General features: G+C 74.9%; 13 protein-coding genes. 7 read left to right on the top strand and 6 right to left on the bottom strand.

Translation table 11 applies throughout. The features are described 5' to 3' along the window. Positions 1-2: 2 nt before the first annotated feature. From GCE86_RS23480 to GCE86_RS23495, 4 genes are all read right to left on the bottom strand, one after another. On the bottom strand, positions 3-416 hold the full coding sequence (locus tag GCE86_RS23480) for a DUF3263 domain-containing protein (protein ID WP_154228933.1): 414 nt from the start codon (positions 414-416) through the stop codon (positions 3-5). A 106-nt stretch (positions 417-522) separates the two neighbouring features. Beyond that, positions 523-1,539 (bottom strand): ABC transporter permease subunit, encoded by a 1,017-nt coding sequence (locus tag GCE86_RS23485; RefSeq protein ID WP_154228934.1) that lies wholly within the window; start codon positions 1,537-1,539, stop codon positions 523-525. After that, positions 1,536-2,456, bottom strand: coding sequence for an ATP-binding cassette domain-containing protein (locus GCE86_RS23490; RefSeq protein WP_204343228.1), 921 nt, complete (start codon positions 2,454-2,456; stop codon positions 1,536-1,538). The genes GCE86_RS23485 and GCE86_RS23490 overlap by 4 nt, the downstream gene beginning before the upstream one ends. 230 nt (positions 2,457-2,686) lie before the next feature. Continuing rightward, positions 2,687-3,472 (bottom strand): DeoR/GlpR family DNA-binding transcription regulator, encoded by a 786-nt coding sequence (locus tag GCE86_RS23495; RefSeq protein WP_154228936.1) that lies wholly within the window; start codon positions 3,470-3,472, stop codon positions 2,687-2,689. Between the two features lie 197 nt (positions 3,473-3,669). Here GCE86_RS23495 and GCE86_RS23500 point away from each other — a divergent pair, with 197 nt between their 5' ends. From GCE86_RS23500 to nagA, 3 genes are read left to right on the top strand one after another with little or no spacing between them, the layout of a single operon-like run. Then, complete coding sequence (locus tag GCE86_RS23500; RefSeq protein WP_154228937.1) at positions 3,670-4,599, top strand: SIS domain-containing protein; 930 nt, start codon at positions 3,670-3,672, stop codon at positions 4,597-4,599. Then, positions 4,596-5,528: an ROK family protein gene (locus tag GCE86_RS23505; RefSeq protein WP_154228938.1), complete on the top strand. Its 933-nt coding sequence runs from the start codon at positions 4,596-4,598 to the stop codon at positions 5,526-5,528. The genes GCE86_RS23500 and GCE86_RS23505 overlap by 4 nt, the downstream gene beginning before the upstream one ends. Further along, positions 5,525-6,634, top strand: a complete 1,110-nt coding sequence (gene nagA / locus GCE86_RS23510; RefSeq protein ID WP_154228939.1) for an N-acetylglucosamine-6-phosphate deacetylase — start codon at positions 5,525-5,527, stop codon at positions 6,632-6,634. Before GCE86_RS23505 ends, nagA begins: the two co-directional genes overlap by 4 nt. 15 nt (positions 6,635-6,649) lie before the next feature. Here nagA and GCE86_RS23515 read toward each other — a convergent pair whose 3' ends face one another. After that, positions 6,650-7,861 carry a DUF4032 domain-containing protein gene (locus GCE86_RS23515; protein ID WP_154228940.1) on the bottom strand — a complete coding sequence of 404 codons (1,212 nt, stop codon included), beginning with the start codon at positions 7,859-7,861 and terminating at the stop codon, positions 6,650-6,652. A gap of 111 nt (positions 7,862-7,972) precedes the next feature. On the opposite strand from GCE86_RS23515, the gene GCE86_RS23520 reads away from it, so the two are divergent. Beyond that, positions 7,973-8,734 carry a phosphatase PAP2 family protein gene (locus GCE86_RS23520; protein ID WP_154228941.1) on the top strand — a complete coding sequence of 254 codons (762 nt, stop codon included), beginning with the start codon at positions 7,973-7,975 and terminating at the stop codon, positions 8,732-8,734. Positions 8,735-8,743: 9 nt separating this feature from the next. Then, a complete protein-coding gene (locus GCE86_RS23525) occupies positions 8,744-9,985 on the top strand; it encodes an APC family permease (RefSeq protein WP_154228942.1) in 1,242 nt (413 codons plus the stop codon). Between the two features lie 6 nt (positions 9,986-9,991). Here the strand turns inward: GCE86_RS23525 and GCE86_RS23530 are convergent, their stop codons facing one another. Then, positions 9,992-11,776, bottom strand: coding sequence for a potassium channel protein (locus GCE86_RS23530; RefSeq protein ID WP_239543373.1), 1,785 nt, complete (start codon positions 11,774-11,776; stop codon positions 9,992-9,994). A gap of 87 nt (positions 11,777-11,863) precedes the next feature. Between GCE86_RS23530 and GCE86_RS23535 the strand changes: the two genes are divergently transcribed. Both GCE86_RS23535 and GCE86_RS23540 read left to right on the top strand, forming a co-directional pair. Beyond that, positions 11,864-12,355, top strand: a complete 492-nt coding sequence (locus GCE86_RS23535; RefSeq protein WP_154228943.1) for an MSMEG_6728 family protein — start codon at positions 11,864-11,866, stop codon at positions 12,353-12,355. Between the two features lie 38 nt (positions 12,356-12,393). Continuing rightward, positions 12,394-13,923: an FAD-dependent oxidoreductase gene (locus GCE86_RS23540; RefSeq protein WP_154228944.1), complete on the top strand. Its 1,530-nt coding sequence runs from the start codon at positions 12,394-12,396 to the stop codon at positions 13,921-13,923. The last annotated feature ends 9 nt before the right edge of the window (positions 13,924-13,932 follow it).

Consider the following 13,932-nt stretch of genomic DNA (forward strand, 5'->3'; position numbering starts at 1 on the left):
GCTCAGCGCCGCCGGTTGCGGGCCCGGGACGACCGCAGCCGGCGTAGCCGGCCGACCAGCACGGGCTCGGCGGCGAGGGCGGCCGGCCGGTCGAGCAGGGCGTTGAGCAGCTGGTAGTAGCGGGTCGCGGAGAGCCCGAAGGTGTCCCGGATGGCCTGTTCCTTGGCGCCCGCGTGCTTCCACCACTGCTGCTCGAAGGCGAGGATGCGCTGCTCCCGCTCGGTCAGCCCGTCGGTCTCCTCCGGCTCCGCCGCCGGGGCGGACTCCGCCGGCCCCTCGTCGGGCGGCGCGGCCTCCATGGCGGGGGCGGAACGGGGTGGCGGGACGGTGACGCCGGCCTCCCGGCGCGCGACGTCGGCGGTCCCGGAGGGCTCGGGCCGGTCGGTGGCGGCCCGCTCCGTGGCGTCGGCGGGCAATGGCGCTCCTCAGCGGGACGGGGCGACCGGCGCGACGACGCCGGCCGGGGGACCCCAGCCTAACCAGGGTCCGCCCGGCCCGCATCGGACGCGGGGTGCGCGCCGGTCAGGCGATGTCCCGCCGGCGCATCGACCAGAACGCGCCGATCAGCACGGCGGCGGCGCCCACGCCGAACACCAGGGCCGACTGCTGCCAGGTGATCACGAGCTTGGCCGGTTCGCACGCGCCCTTGGTGAACTGGCAGGCGTCGTAGTCGAAGAGTTCCGCCTTCTTCAGGAACCAGGACTGGGCGTACGTGGACAGGACGTAGCGGTCACCGAACGGCACGGAGAGCACGCCCACCGCGATGCGGATGCCGATCTCGCTGATCGCGAAGAGCGCCACGGCCGCGCCGAGCGCCATGGCGGTGTGCCGCCCCAGCGAGGCGAGCGCGAAGGCCACCGCGCCGACGACCAGGACGAGCCCGACGGCCCGCAGGCCGTCGAGGCCGATGGACTGCCACACCCCGGCGGTCACCTTGGCGGTGGTACCCCGGTAGCGGCCGATGAGCCAGAAGGCGAGCGTCCAGAGGGCGCCGAGCACCACGCTCACCCCGAGCACCGCGGTGAGCAGCGCGGCCAGCTTCGTGCCGAGCACGGCGAGCCGTCTCGGCCGCCAGAGCAGCAGGTTCATCATGCCGCCGGTGCTCCACTCGGCACCCACGTAGGAGGCGCCGACGATGAACGCGAAGAGCGCCACCGCACCGGCGAAGACCGCGATGAACGTGGGGAACTCGGCCCGGAAGTCGAACTGGTAGGGCAGGTTCCACTTCGGGTCGAACATCTCGCGCTGCGGCTGCCAGTCCCGGCCGCAGTTCGGGCCGTACCGCTCCTCGGTGTCCTGGTCGCCCCGGGCCTTGGCGGCGTCGCAGTCGGCGACCGACTTCTTCCAGTCCCCCAGCGCCCGCTGGTACTGGGCCTCGGACTCGACCTGGGCGGCCGCGACCGTCTCCGTGGACAGCTGGTGGCTGGAGAAGCTGAACGCGGCGGCCACCGTGGCCAGTCCCAGCAGGAGCAGGACCAGCAGGAACCGGGTGATGCGGCGCTTGCTGAGCCGGCGCAGTTCGGTGACGTACAGGCTCATGCGCCCCAACCTCCCGTGGTGGCGCCGCTGCCCGGCTCACCGACCTTCGTGGACTGGTCGACCTGCCGGTGCTGGCCGGGTACCGGCGCGGTGGCGGTCAGTTCGAGGAAGACGCTCTCCAGGTCGACCGCGACCGGCGTCAGCTCGCTGACGTAGAGGCCCTGCTCGGCGAGGACGCGACTCACCGCGGCCGGCTTGTCGACGCCGGCGAGCATCAGGTGGTCGGGCTCGGCGGTGACCCGGATCCCGGCCCGGGTCAGCGTCTCGGCGGCCTGCGCCAGGTCGGTGACCGCCTCGAGGCGGACCCGCACGGCACCCTGCGAGTGCGCGGCGAGCACCTCGTCGACCGGGCCGAACGCGACCCGCCGGCCCAGCGAGATGATGGTGACCGAGTCGCAGATGAGCTGGATCTCGCCGAGGATGTGGCTGGAGAGCACGACGGTCATCCCGGCGGCGGCGAGGTCGCGCATCAGCGTGCGCATCTCGCGGATGCCGCCCGGGTCGAGGCCGTTGGCCGGCTCGTCCAGGATCAGCAGCTTCGGGTTCTTCAGCAGCGCGGAGGCGACCGCGAGCCGCTGCTTCATGCCGAGCGAGTAGGTCTTCACCCGCTCCCCGGACCGGTCGCGCAGCCCGACCAGCTCCAGCACCTCGTCGACCCGCTGGCGGGGCAGCTCACCGGCCTGCGCGAGCAGGCCGAGGGTGTCCCGGGCGGAGAAGTGCGGGAAGAACTGCGGGCTCTCCACGATGGCCCCGACCTGGCCGGCGACCGCGGGCAGCGCCTGCGGCAGCTCCTGGCCGAGGATGGCCATCCGGCCACCGTTCGGCCGGATCAGGCCGAGCAGCGTGCGCAGCGTGGTGGTCTTGCCCGAGCCGTTGGGGCCGAGGAAGCCGTGTACCTGGCCGGCCTCGACCCGCATGTCGAAGCCGTCGAGCGCGTGGCGGACCCCGCGTTTCCGGCTTCGGTACGTCTTGCGGAGACCTTCGATCTCCAGGACAGCCGACAAGCTGACCTCCCCCGATGAGTAGGTGTCAGCTCGACACCATACGCGGTATGCAGGCGGAGACAATACCCGGTATGCATCGGGGTTTTCCCGGATTCGGCATCAGGCGCGCCGGGACGCGGCGCCCGGGACGGAGGGAGGCGGCGTCAGGCGCAGACGACGTGCACGCCCGCGTCGCGGAACGCCTGCACCACGGCGGGCGACGCGCCGGAGTCGGTCACCAGCGTCTCCACCCGGTCCACCGGGCAGATCCGGGCGAACGCGTGTCCGCCCAGCTTGGACGAGTCGGCGATGACCACGACCCGCTTGGCCCGGGCCACCATGAGGCTGTTCATGGCCGCCTCGCCCTCGTGGTGGGCGGCGGCGCCGAGCTGCGGGTCGATGGCGTCCACGCCGAGCAGCGCCACGTCCAGCGTCACCTCGCGCAGCAGCGCCCCGCCCAGCGGGCCGACCAGTTCGAACGACTTCGGCCGGACCACGCCGCCGGCCACCACCACCTTCATCCGCGAGCGGACCAGCAGTTCGTTGGCGATGTTCAGGGCGTTGGTGACCACGGTGAGCTGGGCGCCCTCGGCGCTGGTGTTCAGGTCGGGGCGTACGGCCAGCGCGCGGGCCACCTCGGTGCTCGTGGTGCCGCCGTTCAGGCCGACCACGGTGCCCGGGGAGACCAGTGCGGCGGCGGCCGCCCCGATCCGCTGCTTCTCGGCCGAGTGCTTGGCCGTCTTGTAGCGCAGGGGCAGGTCGTAGGAGACCCCGTTGGCGACCGCGCCGCCCCGGGTCCGCGTGATCATCTGCTGCTGGGCGAGCTGGTCGAAGTCACGCCGGATGGTGGCCTGGGAGACGTCCAGGCGACCGGCCGCCTCCTCGACGCTGACCCGGCCGCTGTCGGTCAGCATCTCGAGCAGCGCGTTCCATCGGGCGTAGCGGTCCACGCGGGGCCTCCACTGACTCTGCACGAACGGTGATTGATTGCGTGCACAGTAGTGCGCGAAACTGGCCAGGCGCAAAACCCTCTTCTGCGCGATGTGGGAGCCGGTTGCCACGGCCACCTCGAATCGCGCAGAATGACGCGCGAAAGGCGGCCGTATCGCGCCGTATTGCGCAAAGTCTCCCCTGGCGAGGAGTTGTCATGGCGTACGTGCACGCGGAGATCGCGAGCCAGCCCGACTGCTGGCGGGAGGCGGCACGGCTCGCACCGACCGTCGCCGACCGCCTGCCGCGCCCCGGCGAGCGGGTCGCCGTCGTCGGGTGCGGCACGTCGTGGTTCATGGCGGCGGCGTACGCCGGGCTCCGCGAGCGCGCCGGCCAGGGCGAGACCGACGCCTTCCAGGCCAGCGAGTTCCCCACCGGCCGCCGCTACGACCGGGTCATCGCCATCACCCGCTCCGGCACCACCACCGAGGTGCTCGACCTGCTCGCCGCGCTGCGGGGGCAGCTGGCCACCACGGTCCTCGTCGGCGACCCGGCCTCGCCGGCCGTCGAGCTGGCCGACGCCGCGGTGCCACTGCCCTTCGCCGACGAGCGGTCGGTGGTGCAGACCCGCTTCGCCACCACCGCGCTGGCGCTGCTCCGCGCCCACCTCGGCGAGGACCTGGGCCGGCTCGCCGCCGACGCCGAGGTGGCCGTCCGGGCCCCGCTGCCCATCGACCCGGCCACCATCGAGCAGGTGACCTTCCTGGGCCGCGGCTGGACCGTCGGGCTGGCCCAGGAGGCCGCCCTGAAGTGCCGCGAGGCGGCCACCTTCTGGGCCGAGGCGTACCCGGCCATGGACTACCGGCACGGCCCCATCTCGATCGCCGCCCCCGGCCGGCTGGTCTGGGCGTTCGGCGGGATCCCGGAGGGGCTGCCGGAGGACGTGGCCGCGACCGGCGCCGCCTTCGTGCACAGCCGCACGCACGGCTGCCACACGGTGCTCACGAGCTGGGCGGCCGGCCGCAACCCGGTCGACCCGATGGCCGACCTCATCCTCGCCCAGCGCTTCGCCGTCGCGCTGGCCACCAGCCGCGGCCTCGACCCGGACGCGCCCCGGCACCTGACCCGCTCCGTGGTGCTCGCATGACCCCAGGCGGCGAGGTCGTCGTCGCGCTGGACGTGGGCGGCACCGGGATGAAGTGCGCCCTGGTCCGCCCGGACGGCACCACCGTGCACGCCGAGCGGCACGCCACCGGCGCGGCGCGCGGCCCCGAGGCGGTGGTCGGCACGATCCTCGACGTGGCCGAAGGGCTGGCCGGCAAGGCCCGCGCCGACGGCCTCACCCCGGTGGCCTGCGGCATCGCCGTGCCCGGGGTGGTCGACGAGGTCCGCGGCGTCGCCGTGTGGTCGGCGAACGTGGGCTTCCGGGACGTACCCCTGCGGGAGCTGGCGCGGACGCGGCTCGGCCTGCCCACGGCGCTCGGCCACGACGTGCGGGTGGGCGGCCTCGCCGAGGCGCGGCTCGGCGCCGGGCGGGACGCCGGTCACGTGCTCTTCGTCGCGATCGGCACCGGCATCGCCGCCGCCCACGTGGTCGACGGGTCGGCCGCCGTCGGCGCGCACGGCGCCGCCGGGGAGATCGGCCACATCCTGGTACGCCCCGACGGCCCGCGCTGCGGCTGCGGCCGCCCCGGCTGCCTGGAGGCGTTGGCCTCGGCCTCGGCGATCGGCCGCCGCTACGCCGAGCTGTCCGGCGCTCCCGCCACCGCCGCCGAGGTGGCCGACCGGGCGGCGGCCGGCGAGCCGCTGGCCGGCCGGGTCTGGACGGAGGCGGTCGAGGCGCTCGCCGACGGCCTGGCCACCGGTCAGGCGCTCTTCGACGTGGCGACCGTCGTGATCGGCGGCGGGCTGGCCCAGGCCGGCCCCCGGCTGTTCGAGCCGCTGCGCACGGCGCTGCGCGAGCGCCTGACCTTCCACCGCGAGCCGCGGCTGGTCGCGGCGGCCCTCGGCGACGAGGCCGGCTGCCTCGGCGCCGCCCTGCTGGCCCTGGACACCCTGGCGAAGGAGAGCCGATGACCCTGCGCGTGACCGGCAAGGTGGTGACCCCGACCGGCGTGTTCCGGCAGGGTTGCGTCGAGATCGCCGGCGACCGGATCCGGGCCGTCGCCGAGTACCCGACGGTGCGCGACGGGCACTGGATCGTGCCGGGCTTCGTGGACATGCACACCCACGGCGGGGGCGGGCACACCTTCACCACCGGCGACGCCGAGTCCGCCCGGCAGGCCGCCGAGTTCCACCTCGGGCACGGCACCACCACGCTGCTGGCCAGCCTGGTCAGCTCCCCGTTCCCGCTGATGCGCGAGGCCACGGCCGCGTACCGGCCGCTGGTCGAGTCCGGGGTGCTGGCCGGCGTGCACTTCGAGGGGCCCTACCTGTCGGCGGCCCGCTGCGGAGCGCAGAATCCGGAGTTCCTCCGCGACCCGTCCACCGAGGAACTGGCCGAGCTCATCGAGCTGGGCGGCGGCGCGGTCCGGATGGTCACCGTGGCCCCGGAGCGGGACGGCGCCCTGGAGGCGATCAAGCTGCTGGTCGGGCAGGGCGTCGTGGCGGCGGTCGGGCACACCGACGCCACCTGGGAACAGACCCGGGCTGCCGTGGCGGCCGGCGCGAGCGTCGGCACCCACCTGTTCAACGGGATGCGCCCGGTGCACCACCGCGAGCCGGGGCCCGTGGTGGCCCTGCTGGAATCCCCGAACGTGGTCTGCGAGCTGGTCGCCGACGGGGTGCACCTGCACGACGGCATGCTCGGCTTCGCCACCTCGGTGGCCGGCCCGGAGCGGGCCGCCCTCATCACCGACGCCATGGCCGCCGCCGGCATGCCCGACGGCGAGTACGAGCTGGGCGGCCAGGCCGTCACGGTGGCCGACGGGGTGGCCCGGCTCAGCCGGGACGGCGCGATCGCCGGCAGCACGCTGACCATGGACGCCGCGCTGCGGCACGCCGTCGCCGCGGGGGTCGCCCTGCCGGACGCCTGCCGGATGGTCGCCACCACCCCGGCCCGGGCCATCGGCCTGGGCGATCGGGTGGGCGCCCTCCAGCCCGGCCTCCGGGCCGACCTGGTCGTCCTCGACGACGACCTCAACGTGGTCCGGGTGATGCGTGCCGGCGCCTGGGTGGAGTGACGCCGCGGGCCGCGTTCAGCCCGCGGTGGGCACCTCGACGCCCAGCACCGCCTGCTCGTCCGGGCGGTGCACCAGCACGTCGGCCAGGTAGGACTGCACCGCCTGGCGCATCCCGACGTCGCGCCCGGCCCGCTCGGACAGCAGCCACTTGTGCTCGATGATCTGGGCGAACAGCTCCTGCGGCTCCAGCTTGCGGCGCAGGTGCGCGGGCACCGCCCGGACCACCGGCTCGAACACCTCGGTGAGCCAGCGGTGCGCGGCCTGCTGCTCGTCGGTCAGGTCGCTCTCCACCCGGTACGCGTCCAGGTCGTTGAGGAGCTTGCGGGCCTGGTTCTCCTCGGCGTCCAGGCCGGTCAGCCGGAGCAGGCGCCGGGTGTGGTAGCCGGCGTCGACCACCTTGGGCCGGACCAGGTAGCGCCCGTTGTCGACGGTCGACATGGCCACCTCGGCGACGTCGAAGCCCAGTTCGTTGAGGCGGCGGATCCGGCCCTCGATGTCGTGCCGGGCCTCCCGCTCGATCTGCTGCTCGTAGGTGATCTCGTGCCAGAGCCGCTCGTAGCGCCGTACGACCTCCTCGCACACCACCTCGGGGTCGATCGACTCGTGCAGCAGGCCGGCGGCCTGGAGGTCGAGCGCCTCACCGAAGATGTTGACCCGGGCGATCTCCAGGTCCTCCCCGCGCTGGCCGTTGGAGAGCGACGGGTGCAGCGCCCCGGTCTCGGCGTCGACCAGGTAGGCGGCGAAGGCCCCCGCGTCCCGCCGGAACAGCGTGTTCGACAGCGAGCAGTCGCCCCAGAAGAAACCGGTCAGGTGCATCCGCACGATCAGCGCGGCCAACGCGTCCAGCAGCCGGTTCATCGTCTCTGGCCGCAACGTGTTGGAGAACAGCGCCCGGTAGGGCAGCGAGAACTGGAGGTGCCGGGTGATCAGCACCGGGTCGAGCGGCTCGCCGTCGTCGGTCTGCCGGTCGGCCACGATCGCGATCGCCTCGACCGACGGGAAGTCGATCCGCTCCAGCGCCCGGAGCAGGTCGTATTCCCGTTCGGCGACCCGCTCGCCGGTCTCCTTCACGGCGTAGACGTAGCCGCCGAGCCGGACGAACCGCACGATGTGCCGCGAGATGCCCTGCGGCAGCGCCACCAGGTGTTCGGCAGGCCACTCCGCCAGCGGCGTCGACCAGGGAAGGTCGAGCAGCGCCGGGTCGACGAGGGCCGAGGTGATCCGCACGGCCACAAGTGTGACCGCTGACCCCCGGGGAGCGCTTCCCTTCGTGGGGCGGCACACAGCCGCCGACGCCCGCACCGGCCCGGCGCCGCGGGCGGCCGGTAGCGTGGTCGCGTGCGGGAGACAACCGGGGTACGCCGGACGCCGCGGCTCCGGCCCGTCCGGCCGGCCGGCTGGTGGTTCGACGGGCTGCTGCTCGCCGCCCTCGTCGGGCTGACCGTGGCGCTGGCCAGCGGCCACCTCCTGGGCCTGGACCGGGCCGTCGCCGACTGGGCGGACGCGCACCGGCCCGCCGCCGCGTACTGGGTGGCCCGGCTGCTCAACTTCCTGGGCCAGGGCACCCCGCTGACCCTGCTGGCCGCCGGGGTGGGCGTGGTGGTGGGGGTTCGACTCCGCTCGGTACGTCCGATCCTGCCGCCGGTCGTCGCCTTCCTGCTCACCAACCTGACCATCGGGCCGCTGAAGCTCTGGACCGACCGCGCGGCGCCGAGCGCCAGCGTCAAGCCTCCCTATCTGCCCGAGGCGGACACGGTCCGGCTCTTCCACACCGACGGCGTCTACGGGATGTCGTACCCGTCGGGGCACGTCGCCAACGCGATCGTCTGGTACGGCGTGCTCGCTCTGCTGCTCCCGGCGCTGCTGCGCACCGTCCGCCGGACCGTCCCGGCCCGGCTGGTCACCGTGGTCCGGGTGCTGCCGCCGCTGATCGTCCTCGCCACCACCACGTACCTGGGCTGGCACTGGTTGACGGACTCGGTGGCCGGGCTGCTGCTCGGACTCCTGCTGGACCGGTTGCTGCACCGGGTGCCCTGGGACGACCTGCCGTTGCCCGGCCCGCTGCGCCACCGGGACGCACCGTTCACCTCCGTGCCCTAGCCTGCGTCCGTGGCAGAACTGACGCGCCGGCTGGGCGTACCCGACGCGGTCGTCATCGGGCTGGGGTCGATGCTCGGCGCGGGCGTCTTCGTGGTCTTCGCCCCCGCCGCGGCGGCGGCCGGCGGCGCCGGCCTGCTGGTCGCGCTGGCCCTCGCCGGCTTCATCGCCTTCTGCAACGCGACCAGCTCGGCCCGGCTGGCGGCCCGCTACCCGGAGTCCGGCGGCACCTACGTCTACGGCCGGGAGCGGCTGCACCCGTTCGCCGGGTTCCTCGCCGGCTGGGGTTTCGTGATCGGCAAGACGGCGAGCTGCGCGGCCATGGCGCTGACGATCGGGGCCTACCTCTGGCCGGAGCGGGCGCGGCTCGTCGCGGTCCTCGCGGTGCTGGCCGTGACCGCCGTGAACCTGCGCGGCATCGGTAAGACCGCGGCGGCCACCCGGGTGCTGGTCGGCGTGGTGCTCACCGTGCTCGCCGTGGTGGCGGTGACCGGCGCCCCGCACGTGGCGCCCGACCGGCTGGCCGGCTTCGCCGACACCGGGGTGCGGGGCGTCCTCACCGCCGCCGGCCTGCTCTTCTTCGCCTTCGCCGGGTACGCCCGGATCGCCACCCTCGGCGAGGAGGTACGCGACCCGGAACGCACGGTCCCGCGCGCGGTGCCGCTGGCGCTCGGCGTGGTGCTGGCGATCTACCTGGTGCTGGCGGTGGTCGCGGTCGGCGTGCTGGGCGAGCAGCGGCTCGCCGACTCGACCGCGCCGCTGGCCGAGGTGGTGACCACGGCCGGGCTGCCCGGCCTGGCCTGGCTGGTCCGGGCCGGGGCGACCGTGGCGGTCACCGGGGTGCTGCTCTCCCTGCTGGCCGGGGTCGGCCGGACGACGCTGGCGATGGCCCGCCGCCGGGACCTGCCGGGCGCGCTGGCCGCCGTGCACCCGCGCTACCGGGTGCCGCACCGCGCCGAGCTCGCCGTGGCCGCCGTGGTGATCGTCGTGGTGTCCCTGGTCGACGTGCGCGGCGCGATCGGCTTCTCCAGCTGCACGGTGCTGGTCTACTACGCGATCGCCAACGCCTCGGCGCTCACCCTGGGCCGGGACCCGGCCCGGAGGCTGCCGGTGCAACTGCTCGCCGCGCTGGGGCTGGTCGGCTGCCTGCTGCTCGCGGTCAACCTGCCGGTCGCCAGCGTGCTCACCGGCTTCGGCGTGCTCGCCCTCGGCGCCGCCTGGTACGCCCTCCGCCACACCACCCGCGCGACCTGACCCGGGTCACTCGTCCGGTTGGCGGGGAGCCGGGGCGCCGGCCGGGGCGGGCGGCGGCACGGGCGTGGTCTCGCGGAGCAGTGCGGTCAGCCCGGCGCGCCGGGCCACCACGGTCAGCCGGTCCCCCGCGTGGATCACCATCCGGGGGTCGGTGGACCACTCCGTCTTCTGCCCGGCCCGCGTGTAGGCCAGCAGGCGCACCTCGCCGGGGCGGGCCACCGCGCCGAGCGGCCGGCCGTCGAGCGGGGAGCCGGCCACCACCGGCACCTCGGTGACCAGCAGCGCGTGCCGGTCGACGGGGATGGTGGCGATCACCGCGCGGTCCAGCATGGCGGCCGCGAACGCCGGGGCGGCCAGGTATGACACGCTGCGCGAGATGCCGATGCCGAACGCCTGCTGGATCCGCTCGGCGAAGTCGCCGTCGAAGAGGCGCAGCACCACCCGCAGGTCGGGGTCGAGGGAGCGGGCGTTGAGCGCCGCCCGGAGGTTGACCCCGTCGTCGGTGGAGACCACCACGAGCGCCTGGCTGGTGTCGACCGAGGCGGCGCGCAGGGTCTCCTCCTGGCCGGCGTCCCCGATGATGAGCGGCACGCCGAGCCGGTGCGCCAGCGGCGCGCCGCGCGCCTCCGGGTTCTTGTCGATGGCCACCACCTCGACACCGAAGTCGTGCAGCTGGGCCATCACCCGGGTGCCGATGTTGCCCAGCCCGACCACCACCACGTGCCCGGACCGGTCCGGCTGGATCCGGCCGGCGTGCAGGGCGAGGCGGGCGTTCACGATGCCGTCGACCACGGCGGCCGTGATGAGCGGGATCAGGGCCAGCCCGGCCAGGTTGAGCACCACCTGCATGATCTGCGCGGCGACCGGCTTGGCGAGATCGGGATCCTGCCCGCTCAGCGTGGTCACCAGGGTGAGGTAGAGCGCGTCGGACCAGTTGACGTGGGCGGCCCGGGCGTTGAGCCAGCCGAGCACGGCGATCACCGCCAGCAGTACCAGCACGGCCACGCCGATCTTGCGGGTGGCGAAGCTGCGGAGCGCGCGGAGCAGCACCGCGACCGGCTGCCGGCGGCGGCGGGCCCGCACCAGGCGGCGGGCGGCCAGCTCGGTGCCGGGCGGCCGGCCGGTCGCCTCGGCCAGCACCACGTCGGCGGAGGCCTCGTCGGCGGGCAGCACCCGGACCAGCTCCGGGTCGGTGGTCACGGCCAGGCCGCTGACCACGTCCTGCGGGCGTACGTCGGCGCGGCGCGCCACGTAGAGGGTGCGGCCGGCGTGCCGGAAATGGGTGGGTGCCAGCTCGCCGAGGGCGGCGGCCACGAACGCCGGGGCGGAGATCGAGGCGTCGGAGAGCACCGCCGAGTCGGGGAAGAGCTGCCGCACCCCGTTGGCCAGGCTGGTGTTGAACATCCGGACCACGAGACGCAGCCGCGGCTCGACCTCCTGGGCGCAGAGCGCGGCGTGCATGTTGCCCACGTCGTCCTGGTGCAGCAGGGCCAGGCCGTCCGCCCCGGCCAGCCCGGCGCGGCGGAAGGTGGCCTCGTCGAGCCGGTCCGCGCGGACGACCTGGACACCCGGCAGGTCCCGGCCGTCCGGCCCCTCGGAGCGGCGGCGCTCCGGCACGACCAGGGTCACCCGGACCCGGCCGGCGGGCGGGTCGGTGGCGAGCAGCGCCCGGACCACCCAGTAGGCCAGCGGGTCCGAGCCGCAGACCACGTAGTGGGGACGGATGTCGCCGTTCATCTTGAGCCGCCATCCGGTCGCCCGGCGCGCGCGGTCGCGGAGGGGCTCGGCCATGCCCGGATCGTAGTCAGCCGCTCGCAGCGCGCGCAGCCCCCTCGATCATCAGCGCATGGTGCGGGCCGCTACGGGTAGAGCACCGGCATGCAGACGTTCCTGCCGTATCCGGACTTCCTGGCCAGCGCCCGGACGCTGGACCAGAAGCGGCTGGGCAAGCAGCGCGTGGAGACCATCCAGGTGCTGCGCGGGCTGACCCGCCCGGACTACGGCTGGCGCAACCACCCGGCGGTGAAGATGTGGGCCGGGTACGAGGAGGCGCTGACCCGCTACGGCCTGGACATGTGCGCCGTGTGGTGCGAGCCGGGCCGGGCGGACACCTGCGCGGCCACCATGGCCACCGACCTCGCCACGGCCTGCGGCATCGCCGTCATCCGCACCCAGGCGGAGCTGGCCGAGGCCGGCGAGCTGCCGCCCTGGCTGGGCCGGGACGATCTGCACCGCAGCCACCGGTCGTCGCTGCTGCGCAAGGACCCGGCGCACTACGGCCCGCAGTTCGACGGCGTCCCGCCCGACCTCGAGTACGTGTGGCCGGCGTCGGACCGGCCACGCCGTTGTCTCCTGCCGCCAGCCGGGTGACCGGGCAGACTGGAGGCACCCGTCGGGCGGAGGTGCGCGTGGCACTGTCGCGAGTGGCCGGTCGGCTCATCGGCGTACGCCGGCAGGTGGTGGACCCCGGCGGCGGTGGCGCCCCGCGCGTGCCGCGCCCGGTGCGGGCCGTGGTGGTCGGCGGTGGCATCGCCGGCATGTCGGCGGCCGTGGTGCTGGCCGAACGCGGCGTCGAGGTGACCGTGCTGGAGGCGGCGCCGCACCTGGGCGGCCGGCTCGGCGCCTGGCCGGAGGAGCTGCCGCACGGCGTCCAGCGCAACGAGCACGGCTTCCACGCCTTCTTCCGGCAGTACTGGAACTGGCGGAACATCCTGCGCCGGGCCGACCCGGCCCTGAACTTCCTCAGGCCGGTCCCCGGCTACCCGATCCTCTCCGCCGAGTGGCCGGCGGAGGAGTTCGGGCGGCTGCCGCCCGCGCCGCCGGCCAACCTGCTGGCCCTGCTGCTGCGCAGCCCGAGCCTGCGCCTGGCCGACCTGCGGGCCATGGACCGGGACGCCGCGCTGCCGCTGCTGGCCTACGACCCGGTGCGCACCTACGCCGAGTTCGACACCCGCACCGCCGACGAGCTGCTCACCTCGCTGCGGCTGCCCGACCGGGCCCGCGCCATGCTGTTCGAGGTCTTCTCGCACTCGTTCTTCAACCACGAGGCCGAGATGTCGGCCGCCGAGATGATCGCCCAGTTCCACTTCTACCTGCTCGGTAACCCGGAGGGGCTGGCCTTCGACTGCCCGGACCGGGACTACGCCACGGCGATCTGGGAGCCGCTCACCCGGCACGTCGAACGGCACGGCGCCCGGGTGCGCACCGGCACGGCCGCCGCACGGCTGGACCGGACACCCGGTGGCTGGCGGGTGACCACCGCCGGCGGGGACGCGCACGAGGCCGGGCACGTGGTGCTCGCCGTCGACCCGCCCGCGCTCGCCGCGCTGGTCGCCGCCTCTCCCGGCCTGCTCGCGGCGGCCCCCGGGCTGGTGGCGCGGATCCCGGCGTTCGGCCGGCCCGGCCCGCCGTACGCGGTGGCGCGCTACTGGCTGGACGGCGACGTGCGGCCGGACCGGGCGGTGTTCAGCGGGGTGTCGCGGCAGGCCACGCTGGACTCGGTGACCCTCTACCACCGGCTGGAGGACGAGCCGCGGCGCTGGGCGCGACGGACCGGCGGCTCGGTGGTGGAGCTGCACGCGTACGCCTGCGAGCCGGACGTGCCGGCCGAGGAGCTGGCCGAGCGGATGCGCGTGGAGCTGGCGGCGTTGTGGCCGGAGGCGGCCGGCCTGCGGGTGCGCGCGCTGCGTGCCCGGGTCGAGGCGCAGGCCCCCGCGTTCACCCCGGGCAGCCACGCGTGGCGGCCGGGGGTACGCACCGACGCGGCCGGGCTCTACCTGGCCGGCGACGGGATCCGGACCGAGTTCCCGAGCGCGCTCATGGAACGGTCGGCGGCGACCGGGATCGTGGCCGCCAACCACATCCTTCGGGCGGAGGGGGCGGCGGCCGAGCCGGTCCACTCGGTCCGCCCGCGCGGCCTGCTGGCCGGGCGGCATTGATCCGAAACC

It is taken from the genome of Micromonospora terminaliae, assembly GCF_009671205.1.
GTDB lineage: Bacteria > Actinomycetota > Actinomycetes > Mycobacteriales > Micromonosporaceae > Micromonospora > Micromonospora terminaliae.

Excerpts from the sequence above, each read along its gene's own strand:
- GCE86_RS23485 (WP_154228934.1), bottom strand. The coding sequence starts at position 1,539 with ATGAGCCTGTACGTCACCGAACTGCGCCGGCTCAGCAAGCGCCGCATC.
- GCE86_RS23490 (WP_204343228.1), bottom strand. The coding sequence starts at position 2,456 with ATGCGGGTCGAGGCCGGCCAGGTACACGGCTTCCTCGGCCCCAACGGC.
- GCE86_RS23500 (WP_154228937.1), top strand. The coding sequence starts at position 3,670 with ATGGCGTACGTGCACGCGGAGATCGCGAGCCAGCCCGACTGCTGGCGG.
- GCE86_RS23505 (WP_154228938.1), top strand. The coding sequence starts at position 4,596 with ATGACCCCAGGCGGCGAGGTCGTCGTCGCGCTGGACGTGGGCGGCACC.
- nagA (WP_154228939.1), top strand. The coding sequence starts at position 5,525 with ATGACCCTGCGCGTGACCGGCAAGGTGGTGACCCCGACCGGCGTGTTC.
- GCE86_RS23530 (WP_239543373.1), bottom strand. The coding sequence starts at position 11,776 with ATGGCCGAGCCCCTCCGCGACCGCGCGCGCCGGGCGACCGGATGGCGG.
- GCE86_RS23535 (WP_154228943.1), top strand. The coding sequence starts at position 11,864 with ATGCAGACGTTCCTGCCGTATCCGGACTTCCTGGCCAGCGCCCGGACG.